The sequence below is a fragment of the Acrocarpospora macrocephala genome, from assembly GCF_009687865.1.
GTDB classification, from domain to species: Bacteria; Actinomycetota; Actinomycetes; order Streptosporangiales; family Streptosporangiaceae; genus Acrocarpospora; species Acrocarpospora macrocephala.
Genome location: NZ_BLAE01000018.1, coordinates 37,248 through 55,335, shown reverse-complemented (window position 1 = coordinate 55,335; position 18,088 = coordinate 37,248). Strand labels below are relative to the sequence as shown.

General features: G+C 68.1%; 20 protein-coding genes. 15 read left to right on the top strand and 5 right to left on the bottom strand.

Annotated features, from left to right (window positions below; genetic code table 11):
• Nucleotides 1–94: 94 nt before the first annotated feature.
• The 3 genes from Amac_RS17345 (at nucleotide 95) to Amac_RS17335 (ending at nucleotide 3,286) form a co-directional block, all read left to right on the top strand.
• Nucleotides 95–1,024: a tetratricopeptide repeat protein gene (locus Amac_RS17345; protein ID WP_155355428.1), complete on the top strand. Its 930-nt coding sequence runs from the start codon at nucleotides 95–97 to the stop codon at nucleotides 1,022–1,024.
• A 204-nt stretch (nucleotides 1,025–1,228) separates the two neighbouring features.
• Nucleotides 1,229–2,638: an NAD-dependent malic enzyme gene (locus Amac_RS17340; RefSeq protein WP_155355427.1), complete on the top strand. Its 1,410-nt coding sequence runs from the start codon at nucleotides 1,229–1,231 to the stop codon at nucleotides 2,636–2,638.
• A gap of 69 nt (nucleotides 2,639–2,707) precedes the next feature.
• Complete coding sequence (locus Amac_RS17335) at nucleotides 2,708–3,286, top strand: YqgE/AlgH family protein (protein ID WP_155347365.1); 579 nt, start codon at nucleotides 2,708–2,710, stop codon at nucleotides 3,284–3,286.
• A 19-nt stretch (nucleotides 3,287–3,305) separates the two neighbouring features.
• Here the strand turns inward: Amac_RS17335 and Amac_RS17330 are convergent, their stop codons facing one another.
• Nucleotides 3,306–3,911, bottom strand: a complete 606-nt coding sequence (locus tag Amac_RS17330; RefSeq protein WP_155355426.1) for a TetR/AcrR family transcriptional regulator — start codon at nucleotides 3,909–3,911, stop codon at nucleotides 3,306–3,308.
• Nucleotides 3,912–4,043: 132 nt separating this feature from the next.
• Between Amac_RS17330 and Amac_RS17325 the strand changes: the two genes are divergently transcribed.
• From Amac_RS17325 to Amac_RS17300, 6 genes are all read left to right on the top strand, one after another.
• Complete coding sequence (locus Amac_RS17325) at nucleotides 4,044–5,609, top strand: DHA2 family efflux MFS transporter permease subunit (RefSeq protein ID WP_155355425.1); 1,566 nt, start codon at nucleotides 4,044–4,046, stop codon at nucleotides 5,607–5,609.
• Between the two features lie 73 nt (nucleotides 5,610–5,682).
• Nucleotides 5,683–5,931 carry a DUF3039 domain-containing protein gene (locus Amac_RS17320; RefSeq protein WP_155355424.1) on the top strand — a complete coding sequence of 83 codons (249 nt, stop codon included), beginning with the start codon at nucleotides 5,683–5,685 and terminating at the stop codon, nucleotides 5,929–5,931.
• A 104-nt stretch (nucleotides 5,932–6,035) separates the two neighbouring features.
• Nucleotides 6,036–6,866: a zinc metalloprotease gene (locus Amac_RS17315; protein ID WP_246268406.1), complete on the top strand. Its 831-nt coding sequence runs from the start codon at nucleotides 6,036–6,038 to the stop codon at nucleotides 6,864–6,866.
• A gap of 42 nt (nucleotides 6,867–6,908) precedes the next feature.
• On the top strand, nucleotides 6,909–7,574 hold the full coding sequence (locus Amac_RS17310; protein ID WP_155355422.1) for a hypothetical protein: 666 nt from the start codon (nucleotides 6,909–6,911) through the stop codon (nucleotides 7,572–7,574).
• Nucleotides 7,575–7,736: 162 nt separating this feature from the next.
• Nucleotides 7,737–9,485 carry a DEAD/DEAH box helicase gene (locus Amac_RS17305; protein ID WP_155355421.1) on the top strand — a complete coding sequence of 583 codons (1,749 nt, stop codon included), beginning with the start codon at nucleotides 7,737–7,739 and terminating at the stop codon, nucleotides 9,483–9,485.
• Between the two features lie 566 nt (nucleotides 9,486–10,051).
• Nucleotides 10,052–10,705 carry a nucleotidyl transferase AbiEii/AbiGii toxin family protein gene (locus tag Amac_RS17300; RefSeq protein WP_155355420.1) on the top strand — a complete coding sequence of 218 codons (654 nt, stop codon included), beginning with the start codon at nucleotides 10,052–10,054 and terminating at the stop codon, nucleotides 10,703–10,705.
• A 2-nt stretch (nucleotides 10,706–10,707) separates the two neighbouring features.
• Here Amac_RS17300 and Amac_RS17295 read toward each other — a convergent pair whose 3' ends face one another.
• Together Amac_RS17295 and Amac_RS17290 are read right to left on the bottom strand one after the other, a co-directional pair.
• Complete coding sequence (locus tag Amac_RS17295; RefSeq protein WP_155355419.1) at nucleotides 10,708–11,280, bottom strand: isochorismatase family protein; 573 nt, start codon at nucleotides 11,278–11,280, stop codon at nucleotides 10,708–10,710.
• 39 nt (nucleotides 11,281–11,319) lie between these two features.
• Complete coding sequence (locus Amac_RS17290) at nucleotides 11,320–12,618, bottom strand: nicotinate phosphoribosyltransferase (protein ID WP_373869822.1); 1,299 nt, start codon at nucleotides 12,616–12,618, stop codon at nucleotides 11,320–11,322.
• Between the two features lie 57 nt (nucleotides 12,619–12,675).
• On the opposite strand from Amac_RS17290, the gene clpS reads away from it, so the two are divergent.
• From clpS to Amac_RS17265, 5 genes are all read left to right on the top strand, one after another.
• A complete protein-coding gene (clpS, locus tag Amac_RS17285) occupies nucleotides 12,676–12,945 on the top strand; it encodes an ATP-dependent Clp protease adapter ClpS (protein ID WP_373869632.1) in 270 nt (89 codons plus the stop codon).
• Entirely contained in the window at nucleotides 12,945–13,466 is a 522-nt protein-coding gene (locus tag Amac_RS17280) for a DUF2017 domain-containing protein (RefSeq protein WP_155355418.1), read from the top strand. Before clpS ends, Amac_RS17280 begins: the two co-directional genes overlap by 1 nt.
• Before the next feature lie 10 nt (nucleotides 13,467–13,476).
• A complete protein-coding gene (locus Amac_RS17275) occupies nucleotides 13,477–13,878 on the top strand; it encodes a M67 family metallopeptidase (RefSeq protein ID WP_155347377.1) in 402 nt (133 codons plus the stop codon).
• Between the two features lie 144 nt (nucleotides 13,879–14,022).
• On the top strand, nucleotides 14,023–14,295 hold the full coding sequence (locus Amac_RS17270) for a MoaD/ThiS family protein (RefSeq protein ID WP_155347378.1): 273 nt from the start codon (nucleotides 14,023–14,025) through the stop codon (nucleotides 14,293–14,295).
• A 6-nt stretch (nucleotides 14,296–14,301) separates the two neighbouring features.
• Nucleotides 14,302–15,249, top strand: a complete 948-nt coding sequence (locus tag Amac_RS17265) for a PLP-dependent cysteine synthase family protein (protein WP_155355417.1) — start codon at nucleotides 14,302–14,304, stop codon at nucleotides 15,247–15,249.
• Between the two features lie 114 nt (nucleotides 15,250–15,363).
• Here Amac_RS17265 and Amac_RS17260 read toward each other — a convergent pair whose 3' ends face one another.
• Nucleotides 15,364–17,193: a DUF3352 domain-containing protein gene (locus Amac_RS17260; protein ID WP_155355416.1), complete on the bottom strand. Its 1,830-nt coding sequence runs from the start codon at nucleotides 17,191–17,193 to the stop codon at nucleotides 15,364–15,366.
• Nucleotides 17,194–17,278: 85 nt separating this feature from the next.
• Nucleotides 17,279–17,614, bottom strand: a complete 336-nt coding sequence (locus Amac_RS17255; protein WP_155355415.1) for a hypothetical protein — start codon at nucleotides 17,612–17,614, stop codon at nucleotides 17,279–17,281.
• A gap of 127 nt (nucleotides 17,615–17,741) precedes the next feature.
• Between Amac_RS17255 and Amac_RS17250 the strand changes: the two genes are divergently transcribed.
• Nucleotides 17,742–18,088: acyl-CoA thioesterase domain-containing protein (locus tag Amac_RS17250; protein ID WP_174900178.1), on the top strand; the 347-nt coding region annotated here is incomplete at its 3' end.

The following is an 18,088-nucleotide window of genomic DNA, read 5'->3' as shown; positions in this document are numbered from 1 at the left end:
CGACCTGCGTTCCTCAGTCCAGACACAGTCGCGGCCAAGCCAATTCCGGAGGGGATGGAACAGTGCCCTCCGGGGATGCGGCAGGATTAGGAGTATGGCAGCGGACTTCTCTCGACCTGGATCGCTCTACGGCGCCGTGGATCTCGGCGCGCGCAAGCAGGCCCTGGAGGCGCAGGCGCGGCGCGAGGCCGCGGCCAAGAACCCCGCGCCGCCCGGGACCCCCGAGCTCATCGAACCGACCGCGGCGACGTTCACCGCCGATGTGGTGGAGCGCTCGATGAGCGTTCCGATCATCGTCGAGGCGACCGTGCCGCGGGCCGAGCAGGTCCAGCAGTTCAGCCTCGCGATGGAGAAGCTGGCCGCTGAGGCGGGCGGGTCCTGGCTGCTGGCCAGGGTCGACGTCGAGGCCAACCCGGAGCTGGCTCAGGCGCTGCGGATGCGCGCGGTGCCGACCGTCTACCTGGCGGTGCAGGGGCAGCTGATGCCGCTGTTCGAGGGCCCGCTGCCGGAAGCCCAGCTGCGCCAGGCGCTCACCCAGGTGTTCGAGCAGCTCGGCGTGGAACTGGGCGCGCCCGCCGCGCCGGGGGAGGAAGGCCCCGCCGAACCTCCCGTCGACCCCGACCTGCTGGCCGCCGACATGGCGATCGAGGACGGTGACCTGGACGCGGCCGAGGCCGCCTTCGGCCGCCTGCTGGCCCGTTCGCCTGGCGATGAGGAAGCCAAGATCGGGCTCGCCGGGGTCGGCCTGGTCCGCCGGACGACCGGGCTCAACCCGTCGGAGGTGCTGCGCCGCGCCGCGGACGCGCCCGCCGACGTCAAGACCCAGACGCAGGCGGCCGACGTGGAGATGCTCGCGGGCGACGTGGACGCCGCCTTCTCCCGGCTCATCGCCCTGGTGCGCCGCACGGCGGGGGAGGACCGGGACAAAACCCGGCTCCACCTGCTCGGCCTCTTCGACACCCTGCCCGCCGACGACCCGGCGGTGGCCAAGGCGCGCAGAGGGCTGGCTTCGGCTCTCTTCTGACGGGCGCTGGGGCGTAGGTCACGGCTTCCGGTCCTCTTGGAGAGCCGTCTCGCCGCCGTCGGTCTGACCGGGAGGCCGGAAACCTGATGGGCAAAGCGCTCATAGGGCGCGTTTCACACTGCTTCTCTCCATATTTCGGCCTGATGCACCCTGCTGAAGGTGGCACGATAGGTCCACACCCAATGCGCAAAGGAGCGGATTGACGTGGCCACCGTGCCAAGTGTTTCTTATTCGATCACCGTCCGACTCGAGGTGCCCGCCGGGGGTAAGGCCGTGAGCCTGCTCACCCACGCGGTGGAGAACGCCGGCGGGATCGTCACCGCTCTCGACGTGACCAACGCCGGTCACGAGAAGCTGCGCATCGACGTGACCTGCGCGGCCCGCGACACCGACCACGCGCAGGCGATCGTGGACGGGCTCGGCGCGATCGAGGGCGTGGTCATCCACAAGGTGTCCGACCGGACCTTCCTCATGCACCTCGGCGGCAAGATCGAGATGCAGTCGAAGGTGCCGTTGCGGAACCGGGACGAGCTGTCCATGGCGTACACGCCGGGTGTGGCCCGGGTGAGCATGGCCATCGCGCGCAACCCCGAGGACGCGCGGCGGCTGACTATCAAGCGGAACTCGGTGGCCGTGGTCACCGACGGGTCGGCCGTGCTCGGGCTCGGCAACATCGGGCCCGCCGCCGCGCTGCCGGTGATGGAGGGCAAGGCCGCGCTGTTCAAGCGGTTCGCCGGGATCGACGCCTGGCCGCTCTGCCTGGACACCCAGGACGTGGACGAGATCGTCACGATCGTGCGGGCCATCGCGCCCGGGTTCGGCGGCATCAACCTGGAGGACATCTCCGCGCCGCGCTGCTTCGAAGTGGAGCGGCGGCTGCGTGAGCTGCTGGACATTCCGGTCTTCCACGACGACCAGCACGGGACCGCGATCGTGGTGCTGGCGGCGCTCACCAACGCGCTGCGGGTGGTGCGCAAGGAGCTCGCCGACGTGCGGATCGCGCTGGCGGGCGCGGGCGCGGCCGGAACCGCCGTGCTGCGGTTACTGCTCGCGGCCGGGGCACGGCACGTGGTGGTCTGTGACTACCTGGGCGCGGTGCACCTGGGGCGGGACGACCTCGACGATTCGTTGCGGTGGATCGCCGAGCACACCAACGCCGAGGGGTATTCCGGGGATCTGCGCGGGGCGGTGAAGGGCGCCGACGTGTTCATCGGGGTGTCCGCGCCCGGCATCCTCACTGGCGATGACATCGCGACGATGGCGCCGGACTCGGTGGTCTTCGCGCTGGCCAACCCGGAGCCGGAGGTGTCGCCCGACGACGCGCGCGAGCACGCGGCCGTGGTCGCGACCGGGCGGTCCGACTATCCGAACCAGATCAACAACGTGCTGGCCTTCCCCGGGGTGTTCCGCGGGCTGCTGGACGCGCAGGCCGACGGGGTCACCCAGGACATGCTGCTGGCCGCCGCCCGGGCGCTGGCCGCCGTGGTCACGGGGGAGGAGCTCGGGCCCAACTACATCGTGCCCAGCGTGTTCCATCCCGACGTGGCCAACGCGGTGGCGGCGGCCGTGCGCGAGTCCGCCGGGGGAAAGGTTCGCGGGTTCACCGAGGCCTGATCGGCGCCTGAAGATTATCGAGTCTGGGTGACGTGCGCGATTAGTCCTTCCTGCCCCATGATGGAAGGTATGGCGGACGCGATCTACGTCGGCGGGTTGCTCGTTGCGACGCCACTGCTCGACGACCCGAACTTCCGGCGTAGTGTCGTGCTCGTCCTGGAGCACGATGACGACGGCGGCACTCTCGGCGTGGTGCTCAACCGGCCGAGCGATATCACCGTCACCCAGGTGCTGCCGGTCTGGGACGCGCTGGTCTCCGGTCCCTCGGTGCTGTTCGAGGGCGGCCCGGTCCAGACCGACAGCGCGCTGGCGCTGGCCGCCGTGCTCAGCGGTGAGGAACCGCTGGGCTGGCGGCGCCTGCACTCCGGCCGCCCGGCCGTCTCCCGGCTCGGTACGGTCGACCTCGACGCGCCCCCCGAGATCCTGGCGGGGGAGATTTCCCAGATGCGGATCTTCGCCGGGTACGCGGGCTGGACCAGCGGCCAGCTGGAGAACGAGGTCCGGGAGGGCGCCTGGTATGTCGTCGACTCCGAACCCGGGGACACGTTTCATCCGGATCCGTCCACGCTCTGGCGCTCGGTGTTAAGGCGTCAGCCGGGCGAACTCGCCTTGGTCGCGACATATCCGGACGACCCCAAGCTCAACTGACCCGCGACCCGCCAGGGTCCTACTTGTCCCACCCCGGGACTAGTGACTGTTCGGCGATGGCGAGAGTCTCGTCCAGTCTTCTGGCCAAGGCGTCCGCATCGCGTACCTCGTCGGGCTGGCAGTACTCGAAGCCGACCCGCGCGACCGCCGTGAACAGCGCGAGCACGAAGTGCGAGTGCAGGTCGTCGGTGCCCCGGCGGCGGCTGATCTCCGCCAGCAGGCGCTGCTCGCTGGCCATCAGCAGGCGCATCTGCCCCGCCATGAACGCGGGATTGTTATCCAGCAGCTTGCGCGTCTTCACGAACCGCTCATGATCAGCTTCGTCGCGCTGGCCCATGGCCCCCAGCGTCAGCCGCATGGCCTGCGACATCGCCACAAAGGGGGACTCGGATTCGGGACGGTCGGACAGCTCCGCTAGAAATATGTCCAGGGAATCCGCTGGCAGCGCCAGCGCGACGTCCTCCTTCGAACCGAAATATCGGAAGAACGTCCGCGGCGAGACGTCGACGCTCGCCGCGATCTGATCAATGGTCGTGGCCTCATACCCCTGATCGTGGAAGAGATCGAGGGCCGCGTCGATCAACGCCAGCCGCGTCTTCTGCTTCTTGCGCTCGCGCAGACCCATCCCTGTCACCTCCCTGAAACCCAAAGTTCACGTCCTGCCAGATGTCACCTTATGTCGGATAAAAGGATTTGTCATCTGTCACTCACTGACATAAATTACGACGCATTGACTTCTACAGGGGGGAATCCCGACATGGCCCAAGCGCTCGCCGCACCATCCGAGGCACCGGAGAAACCCGGCCAGGTACATCCCTGGCTGACGCTCCTCGCGGTGTCGCTCGGTGTGATCATGGTGATGCTGGACGGCACCGTCGTCGCCATCGCCAACCCGGTCATCGGCCAGGAGCTGAACGCCAGCCTGGCCGACCTGCAGTGGGTCACCAGTGGTTACCTGCTGGCCCTGGCGGTCTTCCTCATCACCGCCGGCAAGCTCGGCGACCTGTTCGGGCACAAGCGGGTCTTCCTCATCGGCGTGGCCGGTTTCGCGCTCACCTCGCTCGCCATCGGCCTGACCTCCTCGATCGAGGCCCTGATCGCGTTCCGCGTGCTGCAGGGCCTGTTCGGCGCGTTGCTGCAGCCCGCCGCGCTGGCGCTGCTCCGGCTGGCCTTCCCCGGTGACAAGCTGAACATGGCGATGGGCGCCTGGGGTGGCATCATCGGCCTGTCCAGCGCGGCCGGGCCGATCGTCGGCGGCCTGCTGGTGGAGAACGTGAGCTGGCAGTCGGTGTTCTTCATCAACGTGCCCGTCGGCGCGGTGGCGCTGGCGATGGGCCTGTGGGCGCTGCGGGAGAACCGGTCGAAGCTGCTGGCCCGGGTCGACTGGCCGGGCGTGGTGCTGCTGTCGATCACCATGTTCTCGCTGGTCTGGGCGATCATCAAGGCGCCCGAATGGGGCTGGGGCGACACCGGCACGCTGCTCTCCCTGGGGGTCACCGTGGTCGTCGGCGCGGCGTTCCTGTTCTGGCAGAGCCGCGCCAAGGAGCCGCTGCTCCCGCTCACCCTGTTCCGGAACGTGTCGTTCTCGATCGGCACCGGCCTGATGATCCTGATGGCCTTCTCCATGTTCGGCGCGATGTTCTTCCTCACGTTCTTCTTCCAGGGCGTGCACGGGCTCACCCCGCTGGAGTCGGGCCTCCGGATGCTGCCGATGAGCGCGGGCATGATCGTCGCGTCCCCGCTGGCCGGTCTGCTGATCGGCAAGATCGGCCCGCGGATCCCGATCGCGGGCGGCATGCTCATCACCGCGACGGCCATGTTCCTGATGTCCCGGTTGAGCATCGAAGCCGAGTTCGTCGACAGCGCCATCCCGTTCGCCCTGCTCGCCTTCGGCCTGTCCCCCGTGTTCGTGGGCGCGACCGAGATCATCGTGGGCAACGCGCCGCCGTCCCTCGCCGGGGTCGCCGGCGGCGTGCAGAACTCGGCCATGCAGGTCGGCGGCGCCCTCGGCACCGCCATCCTGGGCGCCGTCGTGGCCGCCAAGGTCTCCGATGTGTACGTCGGCTACCTCGGCCCCGCCGCGGCCGCCATCCCGCCGGACCAGATCGAGGGCCTCAAGGGCCTGGCCTCGGTCGGCATGGCCCCGCCCGGACTGCCGGAACAGGTGGCCGGGGTCATCACCAACGCCTCCCACCTGTCCTTCATGGACGGCCTGCACCTGGGCTTCGTGGTGAGCATGGGCGTGGCGATCCTGGCCGCCGTCCTGGCCCTGCTGGTCAAGGCCGGCCGCAAGACCGAGGGCGCCGCGGTGCACATTGGCTGAGCTCTCTTCGGGGTACGGCTCTCGCCTTCGCGGGCGGGAGCCGTACGTCGTGGTGGGGACTAAACTCGGTGCGATGAGCAGTACGAAGATTCTTCCCGAGAGCGAAGTCACGCCGAACCTCTCGCACGGGGACGGCGATCACGAGCGGTTCTCGCACTACGCGGACGCCAACAAGATCACCGAGAGCTATGTGACCGGCATCCCGGTGCGCGCGCTCTGCGGCAAGGTCTGGACGCCGAGCCGGGACCCGAAGAAATATCCGGTCTGCCCGGAGTGCAAGGAGATCTACGACGGTCTTCCCCCGGGCGAGCCCGACGCCTGAGTGTCGATCCCCGCTGATCGTTCCCGATCCGGCTAGCGTGTGGAGGCTGGACCGACCAGTCGTATCGGGGGAAACGAATGGCCCGGCGTACACTCGCCGTTTTTTTGGCATGCCTGTTCACGCAGGGCCTGGTTCCCGGGATCGCCTTCGCTGATCGTGACTGCCGCGCGGGGGCGGCCAGGGGAGGCGATCCGGATCCCGCCGAGATCGCGCGCGTCAACGTGGAGCTGCGGGAACGGCTGGCCTCCCGCACGGTGGCGGCCGAGATCAAGGTGCCGATGTGGGTGCACGTGCTCACCGACGGCCAGCGCGGCGCGCCGGACGCCGCCGTCAAAAGCCAGGTCGCGACCCTTAACTCGGCCTACGGCGGCAAGTTCGGCGGCGCCGACACCGGAATCAGGTTCGTCCTGCTGGGGATCACCAGGACCCGCAACGCGGACTGGTTCCGTGACCCGCTCAGCTACGAGCAGCCCATGAAGACCAAGCTCCGGCGCGGCGGCGCGAACACCCTCAACCTGTTCATCGGCCAGCTCAGCCAGCTGGTGCTGGGCTACTCCACGTATCCGCACTGGTACAAGGACGCCCCCGGGTACGACGGCGTGGTCATCGACTGGCGCAGCCTGCCCGGCGGAGCGTTGCGCAACTTCAACCGCGGCTTCACCGGGGTCCACGAGATCGGCCACTGGCTCGGCCTGCTGCACCCCTTCGAGAACGGCTGCGAGGCGCCCGGCGACTCGGTGGAGGACACGCCACCCCAGGGCCACCCCACCGAAGGCTGCCCGACGGCCGTCAAGGACACGTGCCCCGCCCCCGGCGTGGACTCGGTCCACAATTTCATGGACTACTCCTTTGACACCTGCATGTCCGAGTTCACCGCAGGCCAGGCGGAGCGGATGCGGCAAATGTGGACGGCGTACCGCATACCAAAAGCCTGACCCGGATTGACCTTCGGCGCCCGGGCGTGAATTACTCCTCAAATGGACGATGGGAGGGTCTGGCCGCCCACCGATCGGGGCGAGCCCGACCAGGATTTGCCCCCCTCCGCCCGCTGGTACGGCACGCCGACCGCGCCTCCACGCCGGTTGCCGCGATGGGCGCTCACCTTGCTGATCGCCGTGCTGGCCCTGCTGACGGCCGGAGCGGTGGTCACCGTGGTCGTCCTGACGGTCCTGGGCGGCCCGGACGAGCCGCCCGAGACGGTTGCCGTCAGCGACGGCCTCGCGGGGGTCAGCTATCCGCTGCCGCCCGGCTGGCGGCAGGGCGTCCTGGCGCCGGTCACCGGCTTCACCTCGGTGGCCACCAAGCAGGACCTGGCCATCGTCATGATCCGCCCCGGCGAGCAGGTCGAGCCCGCCGCGCTGCGCCCGGCCCTGCTGGAGCTCACCGAGCTGTATTCTCGGCTGCTCCTGCACGGGGACAAGGTCGACGTGGTCGAGGACAAAGCGATCACGACGAACGGCCGGAGCGGTCATACCCGCGCGTTGCACGCCGAGTATCGAGATGTCGTGAATCAGCCCGCTTTCCTGCGGGTCACCCTGCTCTCCACGGCGTCCGGCGGGACCGTGGTCGTGCTCGGCGTCGCCCACCCGGACGACCCGCGCTCGCGCGCCGACCTCGATCTGATCATGGCGGGAGTGCGCTGACTCGGGGACGGGATCCGCGGTGGTCGGCGTGTTTGTCGGTGGGGGCGGCTACTCTGGCCGGGATGTGTCGGGTGGACAACTGAACGGGGGAGGCCGGGTGAGCACGCGAATCCACCGCCATGGCGGCGGTCGCTCAGCTGATCAGCGAGAAGCGGTGGCGCGATGAGCGTGTCCGCGGCGTCTCACCTGTCGCCGTCCTATCCGGACCGGGCAGCCTGGGGGACCGCGCCCAAGCTGCGAGCCTGGCAGCAGGACGCGTTCGACCTCTATTTTCAGCGGGAGCCGCGTGACTTCCTGACCGTGGCGACGCCCGGGGCCGGGAAGACCACCTACGCGCTGCGCATCGCCAGCGAGCTGCTCAACCGCGGGGTGATCCGGGCGATCACCGTCGTCACGCCCACCGAGCACCTCAAACGGCAGTGGGCCGACGCGGCGGGCCGGGTGGGCATCAGCATCGACCCCGAGTTCAAGAACAGCCAGGGCGCGACCTCGCGCGACTACATCGGGGTCGCCATCACCTACGCGCAGGTCGCCATGCACCCGGCGCTGCACCGGGCGCGCACCGAGGCGCGCAAGACGCTGGTCATCTTCGACGAGATCCACCACGCGGGCGACGCCAAATCCTGGGGCGACGGGGTCCGCGAGGCCTTCGAACCGGCCACCCGGCGGCTCCAGCTCACCGGCACGCCGTTCCGCTCCGACGACAACCCGATCCCTTTCGTCGGCTACACCGAGGACGGGGACGGCGCCCTGCGCAGCGTCTCCGACTACTCCTACGGCTATGGCCCGGCCCTGGCCGACGGCGTGGTGCGGCCGGTCATCTTCCTGGCCTACTCCGGCGAGATGAAGTGGCGCACCCGGGCGGGTGACGAGATCACCGCCACCCTCGGCACCCCGCTCACCAAGGACCAGCTCGGCCAGGCCTGGCGCGCCGCCCTCGACCCCAAGGGCGACTGGATCCGCCAGGTCATCACCGCCGCCGACCGCCGCCTCACCGAGGTCCGCCGGGGCATGCCCGACGCGGGCGGCCTGATCATCGCCACCGACCACGAGTCCGCCCGCGCCTACGCCAAGCACCTGCGCACGGTCACCGGCGAGGGCGCGACGGTCGTGCTCTCCGACGACCCCGGCGCCTCCAAGAAGATCAAGGAGTTCGGCGCCTCCACCCAGCGCTGGCTGGTCGCCGTCCGCATGGTCTCCGAAGGCGTCGACATCCCGCGCCTGGCCGTCGGCATCTACGCCACCAGCATCTCCACCCCGCTCTTCTTCGCCCAGGCCATCGGCCGCTTCGTCCGCATGCGCAAACGCGGCGAAACCGCCTCCGTCTTCGTCCCCTCGGTCCCGTTACTCCTGAGCTTCGCCGCGGAGATGGAAACCGAGCGCGACCACGTCCTCAACCGCAAACGCGATGAGGACGGGCTGGACGACCTCCTCCTCGAACAGGCCCAGCGCGAGCAGAAGAGCCCCGACGCCCTGGGCGACGAGCTCCCCTTCCAGACCCTGGAAGCCTCCGCCACCTTCGACCGAGTCCTGTTCGACGGCGGCGAGTTCGGCACCTCCGCCGCGGCGGGCTCCCCCGAGGAAGAGGACTTCCTGGGCCTGCCCGGCCTCCTGGAGCCCGACCAGGTGGCCTCCCTGCTCCGCAAACGCCAGGCCGACCAGCAGGCGGCCAAACGCCGCCAGCCCAAACCCGAACCCGAACAGCTCGCCCCCCACGAGGTCATCCACGAACTCCGCAAGGAACTCAACGGCCTCGTCGGCGCCTGGAACCACCGCACCGGCCAACCCCACGGCGTCATCCACGCCGACCTCCGCCGCTCCTGCGGCGGCCCTCCCATCGCCCAGGCCTCCGCCGACCAGATCCGCGACCGCATCACCATGATCCGCCGCTGGGCCAGCCAACGAAAGTAACGGTTGCTCTGGTCGGATCTTGAAATGTGGGAAGGATCCTTATCGTTGTAGGCGAGCCCTGATCGCCGTCGGTAGGGCTCGCGACTGCGCTAGTCCTCGACGGGGCGGCGCGCGGCCAGATCGGAGCCACTCAGAAGGGTTGCATCGTCAGGTTCGAAGTCATGATCTCGTCGAGCTGGAAGTCCAAGGCTCCTTTGGGGGCCGCACCCTTGAAGAATGGATAGCTACAGGGAGCGAAGCATGGATACTCGTTCGCGATATGCGACTGCCCGGAAATATCTGACGCCTGATGATTTGTCTGAGTTGACAGGACCTTCGGAAGGGATCGTGAAACTTCCGATTCACCTTGATTGGTCTGAGCAGGGTATTTATGACCTAGCGGACGACAGGCAAACCGGGCTGATGTATGAGCGTGTCATCCGTGAAGCCGCCAGCGTCGATGACTTGCGTGTCTACCTGAACGCGGCCACGCTTTGCCGCCTATGGGGTCGGCTGTACCTTCCGATTCAAGCTAGGCAAGTGTGGGAAGCGCGATTCCGAGCCCTTACACGAGCGGCTTAAGACCAATGGACCCATTGCACGAACAGGCCGTCAAGATCGGACTGGCCGCGACTCAACGTTTCGGGTTCGCGTTGGCCGGCGGATACGCCGTGCAAGCTCATGGCTTCCTCACACGCCGGTCCGAGGATGTGGATCTCTTCACATCGACCGGCGGAGACTTTGACGCGGCGGTCGTGGCAGCCCTGGAAGCGTATCGCCAAGCGGGTTTGACAGCCGAAACGACGATGGTCAATCCGGGCTTCGCTCGTCTGCTCCTCACCGACGCGGACGGTCACTCCGTCAGGGTCGAGATGGGGGTGGATTGGCGCGCCCATCCGCCGGTCACACTGGAGATCGGTCCGGTGCTCCATCCGGATGACACCGTGGGGAACAAGGTCGCCGCCTTGTACAGCAGAGCTGAGGTTCGCGACTTCGTCGATGTCAACGCTGTGCTACGGAGTGGCCGCTATTCGGCGGATGATCTGACCAGGCTTGCGGCCAATGCCGATCCGGGGTTCGACACCGGTATGTTCTCGGTCGCGCTCTCCGCGTTGGACCGTATCCCCGATCAGGCAATCGCTTATCACGGCCTTTCCGAGAGCGAGATCGATCGGCTTCGCGGGCGTTTTCGGGAATGGGATGAATCGCTTTCTTCGCGGGAGCGGCCGGATGGCGTTTGATGTCAGGTGCGGAGGATGGGGGCGCCGGTGAGGTGTGCGCCGGCGTCGGATAGCTGGGCCAGGGCGGCGGTGGTCGTCACCTGGGCCACGCCCGCGGTGAGGTCGAGCAGGACGTGGGTGTGGAAGTTGTGGCGGAGGGCGTCCAGGGCGGTGGCGCGGATGCAGTGGTCGGTGGCGATGCCGACGATGTCGAGGTGGGTTATCGCGTGGGAGCGGAGCCAGGAGTCGAGGGTGTCGCCGGTGGGGGTGGCGCCTTCGAAGCCGCTGTAGGCGGCGGTGTGGGCGCCTTTGCTGAAGATTTGTTCGACTTTTGTGGTGTCGAAGGCGGGGTGGAAGTCGGCGCCGGGGGTGTCGGCCACGCAGTGGGCCGGCCAGGTGTTGACGTAGTCGGGGACGGCGGCGAAGTGCGGGCCGGGATCGATGTGGTAGTCGCGGGTGGCGACGACGTGGTCGTAGGGGTGGGTTCGCAGGTGCTCGGTGATGGCCGCGGCCACCTCGGCGCCGCCTGAGACGGGCAGGCTGCCCCCCTCGCAGAAGTCGTTCTGCACGTCCACGATGACCAGCGCGGTAGGCATGGTTTCAGCCTAAGAGATCGTGGGAGACCGGCGTCGTCCTCATGCGCCGGTCTCCCACGACCAGTTAAAGATAGTAGGTATCGCGGGGTCTCCGGGCGAGAGGCTGTGCGCGATTGGCGGTAGTTCTGTCATCGAGGCACGTGCCCGGGCGCGGGCCGTGGCGAGGGGTTCACGGCCGATGATCTCGCCGTCGCGGATGAGCGGGGCGAGCAGGGGGCGGCCCACCTCCTCGGCGGGGGCGCGGGTGACGATCTCGGCGGTGGCGGTTCCGTCGCGGAGCGCCCGGTAGGCCCATTTGCGGCCGCCCCGGCTGGGTTTGCCGACGGACTTCTTGGCCACGGGGCTGAGCGTGCCTGCGGCGTCCTCCCGGGTGACGAGCTTGTAGACCAGGTTGGCGGTGGGCGCGCCCGAGCCGGTGACCAGGCAGGTGCCGACCCCGTAGCCGTCCACGGGGGCGGCGGCCAGGGCGGCGATGGCGAACTCGTCGAGGTCGCTGGTGACGACGATGCGGGTCTGGCGGGCGCCCAGGTCGTCGAGCAGCCGCCGTACCTCGATCGCCGCGGTCGCCAGGTCGCCGGAGTCGATGCGGACCGCGCCCAGCGCGGGTCCGGCCAGGTCAACCGCGGTCTGTACGGCTTTCGCCACTTCGTAGGTGTCCACGAGCAGGGTCGTCCCGGTGCCCAGAGACGCGAGCTGAGCCTGGAAGGCGGCTTCCTCGGAGTCGTGCAGCAGGGTGAAGGCGTGGGCGGCGGTGCCGGCGGTGGGGATGCCGTACTCCAGACCGGCCATGAGGTTGGAGGTGGAGCCGAATCCGCACAGGTAGGCGGCGCGGGCGGCGGCCACGGCGGAGCGTTCGTGGGTGCGGCGGGTGCCCATTTCGATGATCGGGCGCTCGCCCGCCGCGTGCACCATGCGCGCGGCCGCAGAGGCGATCGCGCAGTCGTGGTTGAGGATCGACAGGACGATCGTCTCCAGCAGCACGGCTTCGGCGAACCGCCCCTCGACCACCAGGATCGGCGACCCCGGATAGTACGTCTCACCCTCCCGATAGCCGTATATATCCCCAGAAAACCGGAATCTAGCGAGGAAGTCATGCGTGGGACGGTCGATCACATCGCGGAGAAACTCCAGCTCCCGGTCTCCGAACTGGAAGTTCTGGATTGCGTCAAGGATGCGTTCGGTCCCCGCGACCATGCCGTAACGCCGCCCGGCGGGCAGCCGCCGCGCGAAAACCTCGAAAACCGCGCGCCGATGGGCCGCTCCGCTGGCCAGCGCGGCTTGCAACATGGTCAACTCGTAGTGGTCCGTAAGCAATGCGGTGCTCATGGTCATCTTCACGAGTCGAGAGTACGACCGCGGTAGGGCAGGATTGGGGATGTGGGTAGCACCGCTCCAATGGAGGTCGAGCGTCCGGCAATCGACGTGCGACCCGATCTGCCATGGCTGACCATCGTCTGGAATGACCCGGTCAACCTGATGTCCTATGTGACCTACGTCTTCCAGAGCGTGTTCGGTTTCACCCGGGAGAAGGCCGAGAAGCTCATGCTGGACGTGCACCACAAGGGCCGCGCCGTGGTATCCAGCGGCACCCGCGAGGAGATGGAACGCGACGTGCAGATCCTCCACTCGTATGGCCTGTGGGCCACCGTCCAGCGGGATTCGTGATGAGCACCGGGTTCAAACCAAGTAAAACCGGCGTCTCCATCCGCCTCGACGCGGCTGAGGCGTCGATTTTGCGGTCTCTGGTCGGGCTCGTGCTCGGCCTGGTCGAGCCGGGCGCCACCGGCGACGACCCGCTGGAACGCGCGCTCGGCATCGGCGCGGCCGAGGTCCCCACCGATCCGGTCCTCGCCCGGCTGTTCCCCTCGGCGTATGAGGACGAGAAGGACGCGGGGGAGTTCCGCCGCTACACCGAGGCGACGCTGCGGGACGCCAAGCGGGCCGACGCGGTCACGCTGATCGACACCGCCGCCGGCGGCAAGGTGGAGCTCACGACCGAGCAGGCGGAAGCCTGGATGCGGGCGTTGAACGACGTCCGCCTCATGCTCGGGGTGCGGCTGGAGGTGACCGAGGAGGTGCACGAGGAGATCGCGGGCATGTCGGAGGAGGATCCGCGCTACCCCGCGTTCGTGACCTACGACTGGCTGACCTACCTCCAGGACACGCTCGTTCGCGCCCTTTGGTAGCTTCTCCAGCATGTTGACGATCTCACGGGAGCTGGTCGACCAGATCGTGGCGCACGCCCGCGAGGACCACCCGGACGAAGCCTGCGGCGTGATCGCCGGGCGGGACGGGGTGCCGGAGCGTTTCGTCCGGATGGAGAACGCGGAACGCTCGCCGACCTTCTACCGATTCGACTCGATGGAGCAGTTCCGGGTCTGGCGGGACATGGACGATCGGGACGAGGAGCCGGTGGTGATCTACCACTCGCACACCGCCACCGAGGCCTACCCGTCGCGCACCGACGTCAGTTACGCCTCCGAGCCCTACGCGCACTACGTGCTTTACTCCACCGAGTTCGACCAGTTCCGGTCTTTCCGGATCGTGGACGGTGTCATCGAGGAGGAGGAAGTCAAGATCCTGGAGTCGAACGGTTAAACTGGGGCCATGTTCTCGGCGGTGCAGAAGTTCCTCTTCGCGCATTCTCGATCGGTCGTCCTCTACGACTGTCGCTGACACAGGAATCCGCGCACGTGTCCCTGTGTTCCTAAGTACGACAACTGATCAAGGAGATTGACCGAGATGGCCATCGAGGTTCGCATTCCGACCATCCTGCGCACCTACACCGACGGCGCCAAGGCCGTCGACGCCTCCGGCGGCACGCTGGAGGAGCTGATCGGCGACCTGGAATCCCGGCATCCGGGGCTGCGGGCCCGCCTGGTCGACGAGGGCAAGCTGCGCCGCTTCGTCAACGTCTACCTCAACGACGAGGACGTGCGCTTCCTTGGCGGCCTCGGCACCCCGGTGGCCGACGGCGACACGGTGACCGTGCTGCCCGCCGTCGCCGGTGGCTGACCGCAGATGCGCTTCGACTCGCTGATCCATTCGGTCGGCCGTACGCCCCTGGTGGGATTGCCCAGATTGTCGCCCTCGGATGAGGTGCGGATCTGGGCCAAGCTGGAGGATCGTAACCCGACCGGTTCGATCAAGGACCGGCCCGCGCTGTGGATGATCGAGCAGGCGGAGAAGGACGGGCTGCTCCGCCCGGGCTGCACGATCCTGGAGCCGACGTCCGGAAATACCGGGATTTCGCTGGCTATGTCGGCGCGGCTCAAGGGGTATCGGCTGATCTGCGTGATGCCGGAGAACACCTCGGAGGAGCGGCGGCAGCTGCTGCGCATGTGGGGTGCCGAGATCATCTCCTCCCCGGCGGCGGGCGGCTCCAACGAGGCGGTCCGGGTCGCGAAGGGGCTGGCCGCGGAGCATCCCGACTGGATCATGCTTTATCAGTACGGGAATCCGGCCAACTGGCGTTCCCACTACGAATCCACCGCGCCGGAGATCCTGGAGGATCTGCCCACGGTCACGCATTTCGTGGCGGGGCTCGGCACCACCGGGACGCTGATGGGCGTCGGGCGGTTCCTGCGGGAGCGGGTTCCCGGCGTGCAGATCGTGGCCGCCGAGCCGCGGTACGGCGAGCTGGTGTACGGGCTGCGCAACGTCGACGAAGGGTTCATCCCCGAGCTTTACGACGCCTCCGTGCTGACCACCCGATACTCGGTGACGTCGGCGGACGCGCTGGCCCGCACCCGCGAGCTGCTGGCCGCCGAGGGCATCTTCGCGGGGATCTCCACCGGGTGCGCGCTGCATGCGGCTTTGGGGATGGCACGCAAGGCCGTACAGGCGGGAGAGCGGGCCGACATCGTATTCATCGTCGCGGACGGCGGGTGGAAATATCTGTCCACGGGCGCGTACGAGGGGACGCTGGGCGAAGCCGAGGACCGGCTGGAAGGTCAGCTTTGGGCGTAAGTAGAGTGTCGAACGAAACGCCCGTCTCCAACTCTCAGGGGAGACGGGCGTTTCTTATGATGCCCGGCCGGGCGTCTATGGGTGGGTGTCCCGGCCGGGCACCGCGGATGGTCGTTAGTTGAACAGGACGCGGAGGCTGAAGCTGGCTTCGGCGCCCGAGTAGTTGGCGCTCAGGCCGACCGCGCGCAGGGCCTCCAGGTTGGCGCGCTCCTCACCCTGGAGCGAGTCCAGGTAGAGCTTCTCGATCTTGTCCAGGTCGGCATAGAGGGCGAAGTTGGCGTCGGCCGCGTTCGGGATCGCGAGCTGGAAGGTCTCGCTGTCCTTGAGCGAGCCGGTTTCGGCGAGCTTGGCCGCGTACTCCTCGGTGGTGGCGACGACGAGCTTGTCGTCACCGGCCTTCTTGATCAGCTGGAGCGGGGTGCCGGTGTTGGCGAGCGCGAGCTCCACCTTCTCCAGCACCTGCTGGGCCTTCGCCGGGTCGGTGGACAGGACCGTGCCGGCGTTGGGCAGGTTGCCGTCCAGGCCGTTCTCGTCCAGCGCGAGGGTGATGCTCTTGCCGAGGACCACGGCCAGGTCGTCCGGCAGGGTCAGGCCGAACTGCTGCTGGGCCTGGGTCACGAACTGGTTGAACGAGGCGCCCTCGGTGCCCGCGGCGCCCGCCGTCTTCAGGATCTCGCTCCACTGCTCGCTGAGCACGTCGCCCAGGCCGGAGATCGAGAACGCGGCGGCGGTGCTGTCCGGCAGCTCGCCGATCCTGGTGGGCTCCAGGTCGCCGGTGATGGTGGTATCCACGCCGCGGGTGATGCCGGCGATCTCGGCGTAGTCGCCGTCGAAGCGGAGGGCGCCGGCGAACCGGCCATCCTTGATCTTGTCGACCAGGGCCTTGTCCACGCTGCCCTCGAGCCCCGAGCCCAGCAGGCTCTTGGCGCTGGCCCAGAAGGACATCACGCCGGGCTCGCCCAGTGCCTCCATGTCTCCGGCGAAGTCGGCGTTCTCGGCCAGCGTGGGGGCGGCGGCGTACTTGTCGGCCTCGCCCTGGGTCTCCGCGAGGATCACGTAGCCGTCGCGGAACACGTAGCCGGTCTTCTGCTGCTTCTCCGTGGCGTCCATCTTGTCGATGAAGGCGCGGGTGGCCTCCTCGTTGCTGGTCTGGATGGCGACCGCGATGCCCACGGCGGCCTGCGGGTCGCCGCCGCTCGCCTTGGCGGGCTGGGAGAACGCCACGCCGACGCGGCTGCCGAGCCACGGCTCGACGTCCTTGGCGTAGTCGATGTCCTTGAAGTTCGGGCTGCTCTCCCGGAGCGAGTCGAACAGCGCCTTGCGCGGGTCGTCGCCGCTGAAGACGTCCTTGGTGGCGTTGAACTTGCGGGCGATGGTGAACAGCGCCAGCTTCTGGTTGGCGGCGGGGTCGAGGTCAAGGCGGACGTAGGCGAACGCGCTCGCGGGCAGCACCTCGTGCGGCTGGGTGCCGCCGCCGCTCAGCGCGTTCACCAGGTAGAAACCGCCACCGCCGACGACGCCGGCGAGCACGGCCGCGATCAGCGCGATGATCCAGCCGCGGCCGATGCCACCGCCGCCGCGCCTCGGCTCGGGGCCGAGCTGGACGGGGGGCAGGCCGTAGGCGAGCTCCTCAGGCTGCTGCCACTGCTGGTACTGCTGGGGGCTCGGGGGGTAGTCCATCCGGGTCTGGTCGCCATACGGCTGCTGCTGCTGGGGATACGGCTGCTGCTGGGGGTACGGCGGCTGCTGGACCTGGCTGGGGTACTGCACCCGGGTCGGGTGATCATCCTGTCCTGCCGGTCCGGGGTACGCCATGCGCGTCGGCTGGTCGCTCTCCGGTTGACCGTAGGGCCCGTACGACGGCTGAGGGGTGCGGTAGTGGACGGTCCGATCCGGGTCCTGGTTCTCGGGGAACGGGAAACCGGGGGGGTTCTCGGCAGGCATCTTCTCAACTCACATCAGAGGGTTTATCTCGGCGAGCTTGAAAATATGCCACATTGCCTGCGATTCGCTTGCAGTGTGCTTGATGTTAGTCCCGTTTGAGATCTGTGACTGGTCCTTTGAGGTGGATTTCGCCGGTATGGCTGGATTCGATGAGGTCCCAGGGGACTACCTTGCTGTGGACGTACAGCAGGCGGGTGAAGTTCTGGAGGGCGCCGGTGAGCTTGCCGTTGGCGTCGCGGTACACGCTCAGCAGGAAGGGCGCGCGGTTGCGCGAGACGAGCAATCCCGCCGATTCCGGCTCTTCCGGCTTGCGGAACCAGCCCCTGCGTTCGCGGATCATCTTCACGTCGACGACATGGCCGACCCAGATCCCGCGCGAATCCCACACCGATTGGCCGATCAGGTCCCGGGCACCCAACATAGATCATCCCCCCAATGGGAGTCTGCCCGTGGATGCCGTGTTTTCCCTGATCAGATGGCTAATGGCCCGGCCAAGAAGGCATATGGCCTAAGGTATCCGCCAGAACAACATTCGGTGAGGGGGGTATATGACGCGGTTCGACGAGGCGACGAAGGCCACGCGTGTCGACGCGACGACCTACGAGGTGTGCCTGGATGACGGCTACTTAATCGGTGGTCCACTCCACGGCGGCTACCTGATGGCCACCCTGCTCCGCGCGGTCGTGGACGCGTCCCCGCACCCGCATCCGGTCTCCACGAGCGTCCAGTTCCTGCGCTCCGCCCGCCCCGGCCCCGCCCTCGTGCACCTGACCCCGCTCAAATCCGGCCGTACGACCACGGTCACCCAGGCCACCCTCACCCAGAACGGCGACCCCTACCTGGCCACCCTGATCACGACCGCCACCCTCGATCCCGACCCCACCCCCTTCTACAC

Bases quoted from the DNA above. Each gene is read 5' to 3' on its own strand.
- Amac_RS17345 (WP_155355428.1), top strand. From the start codon at position 95: ATGGCAGCGGACTTCTCTCGACCTGGATCGCTCTACGGCGCCGTGGAT.
- Amac_RS17335 (WP_155347365.1), top strand. From the start codon at position 2,708: ATGGCGGACGCGATCTACGTCGGCGGGTTGCTCGTTGCGACGCCACTG.
- Amac_RS17330 (WP_155355426.1), bottom strand. From the start codon at position 3,911: ATGGGTCTGCGCGAGCGCAAGAAGCAGAAGACGCGGCTGGCGTTGATC.
- Amac_RS17325 (WP_155355425.1), top strand. From the start codon at position 4,044: ATGGCCCAAGCGCTCGCCGCACCATCCGAGGCACCGGAGAAACCCGGC.
- Amac_RS17320 (WP_155355424.1), top strand. From the start codon at position 5,683: ATGAGCAGTACGAAGATTCTTCCCGAGAGCGAAGTCACGCCGAACCTC.
- Amac_RS17310 (WP_155355422.1), top strand. From the start codon at position 6,909: ATGGACGATGGGAGGGTCTGGCCGCCCACCGATCGGGGCGAGCCCGAC.
- Amac_RS17305 (WP_155355421.1), top strand. From the start codon at position 7,737: ATGAGCGTGTCCGCGGCGTCTCACCTGTCGCCGTCCTATCCGGACCGG.
- Amac_RS17300 (WP_155355420.1), top strand. From the start codon at position 10,052: ATGGACCCATTGCACGAACAGGCCGTCAAGATCGGACTGGCCGCGACT.
- Amac_RS17295 (WP_155355419.1), bottom strand. From the start codon at position 11,280: ATGCCTACCGCGCTGGTCATCGTGGACGTGCAGAACGACTTCTGCGAG.
- clpS (WP_373869632.1), top strand. From the start codon at position 12,676: ATGGAGGTCGAGCGTCCGGCAATCGACGTGCGACCCGATCTGCCATGG.
- Amac_RS17280 (WP_155355418.1), top strand. From the start codon at position 12,945: ATGAGCACCGGGTTCAAACCAAGTAAAACCGGCGTCTCCATCCGCCTC.
- Amac_RS17275 (WP_155347377.1), top strand. From the start codon at position 13,477: ATGTTGACGATCTCACGGGAGCTGGTCGACCAGATCGTGGCGCACGCC.
- Amac_RS17270 (WP_155347378.1), top strand. From the start codon at position 14,023: ATGGCCATCGAGGTTCGCATTCCGACCATCCTGCGCACCTACACCGAC.
- Amac_RS17265 (WP_155355417.1), top strand. From the start codon at position 14,302: ATGCGCTTCGACTCGCTGATCCATTCGGTCGGCCGTACGCCCCTGGTG.
- Amac_RS17260 (WP_155355416.1), bottom strand. From the start codon at position 17,193: ATGCCTGCCGAGAACCCCCCCGGTTTCCCGTTCCCCGAGAACCAGGAC.
- Amac_RS17255 (WP_155355415.1), bottom strand. From the start codon at position 17,614: ATGTTGGGTGCCCGGGACCTGATCGGCCAATCGGTGTGGGATTCGCGC.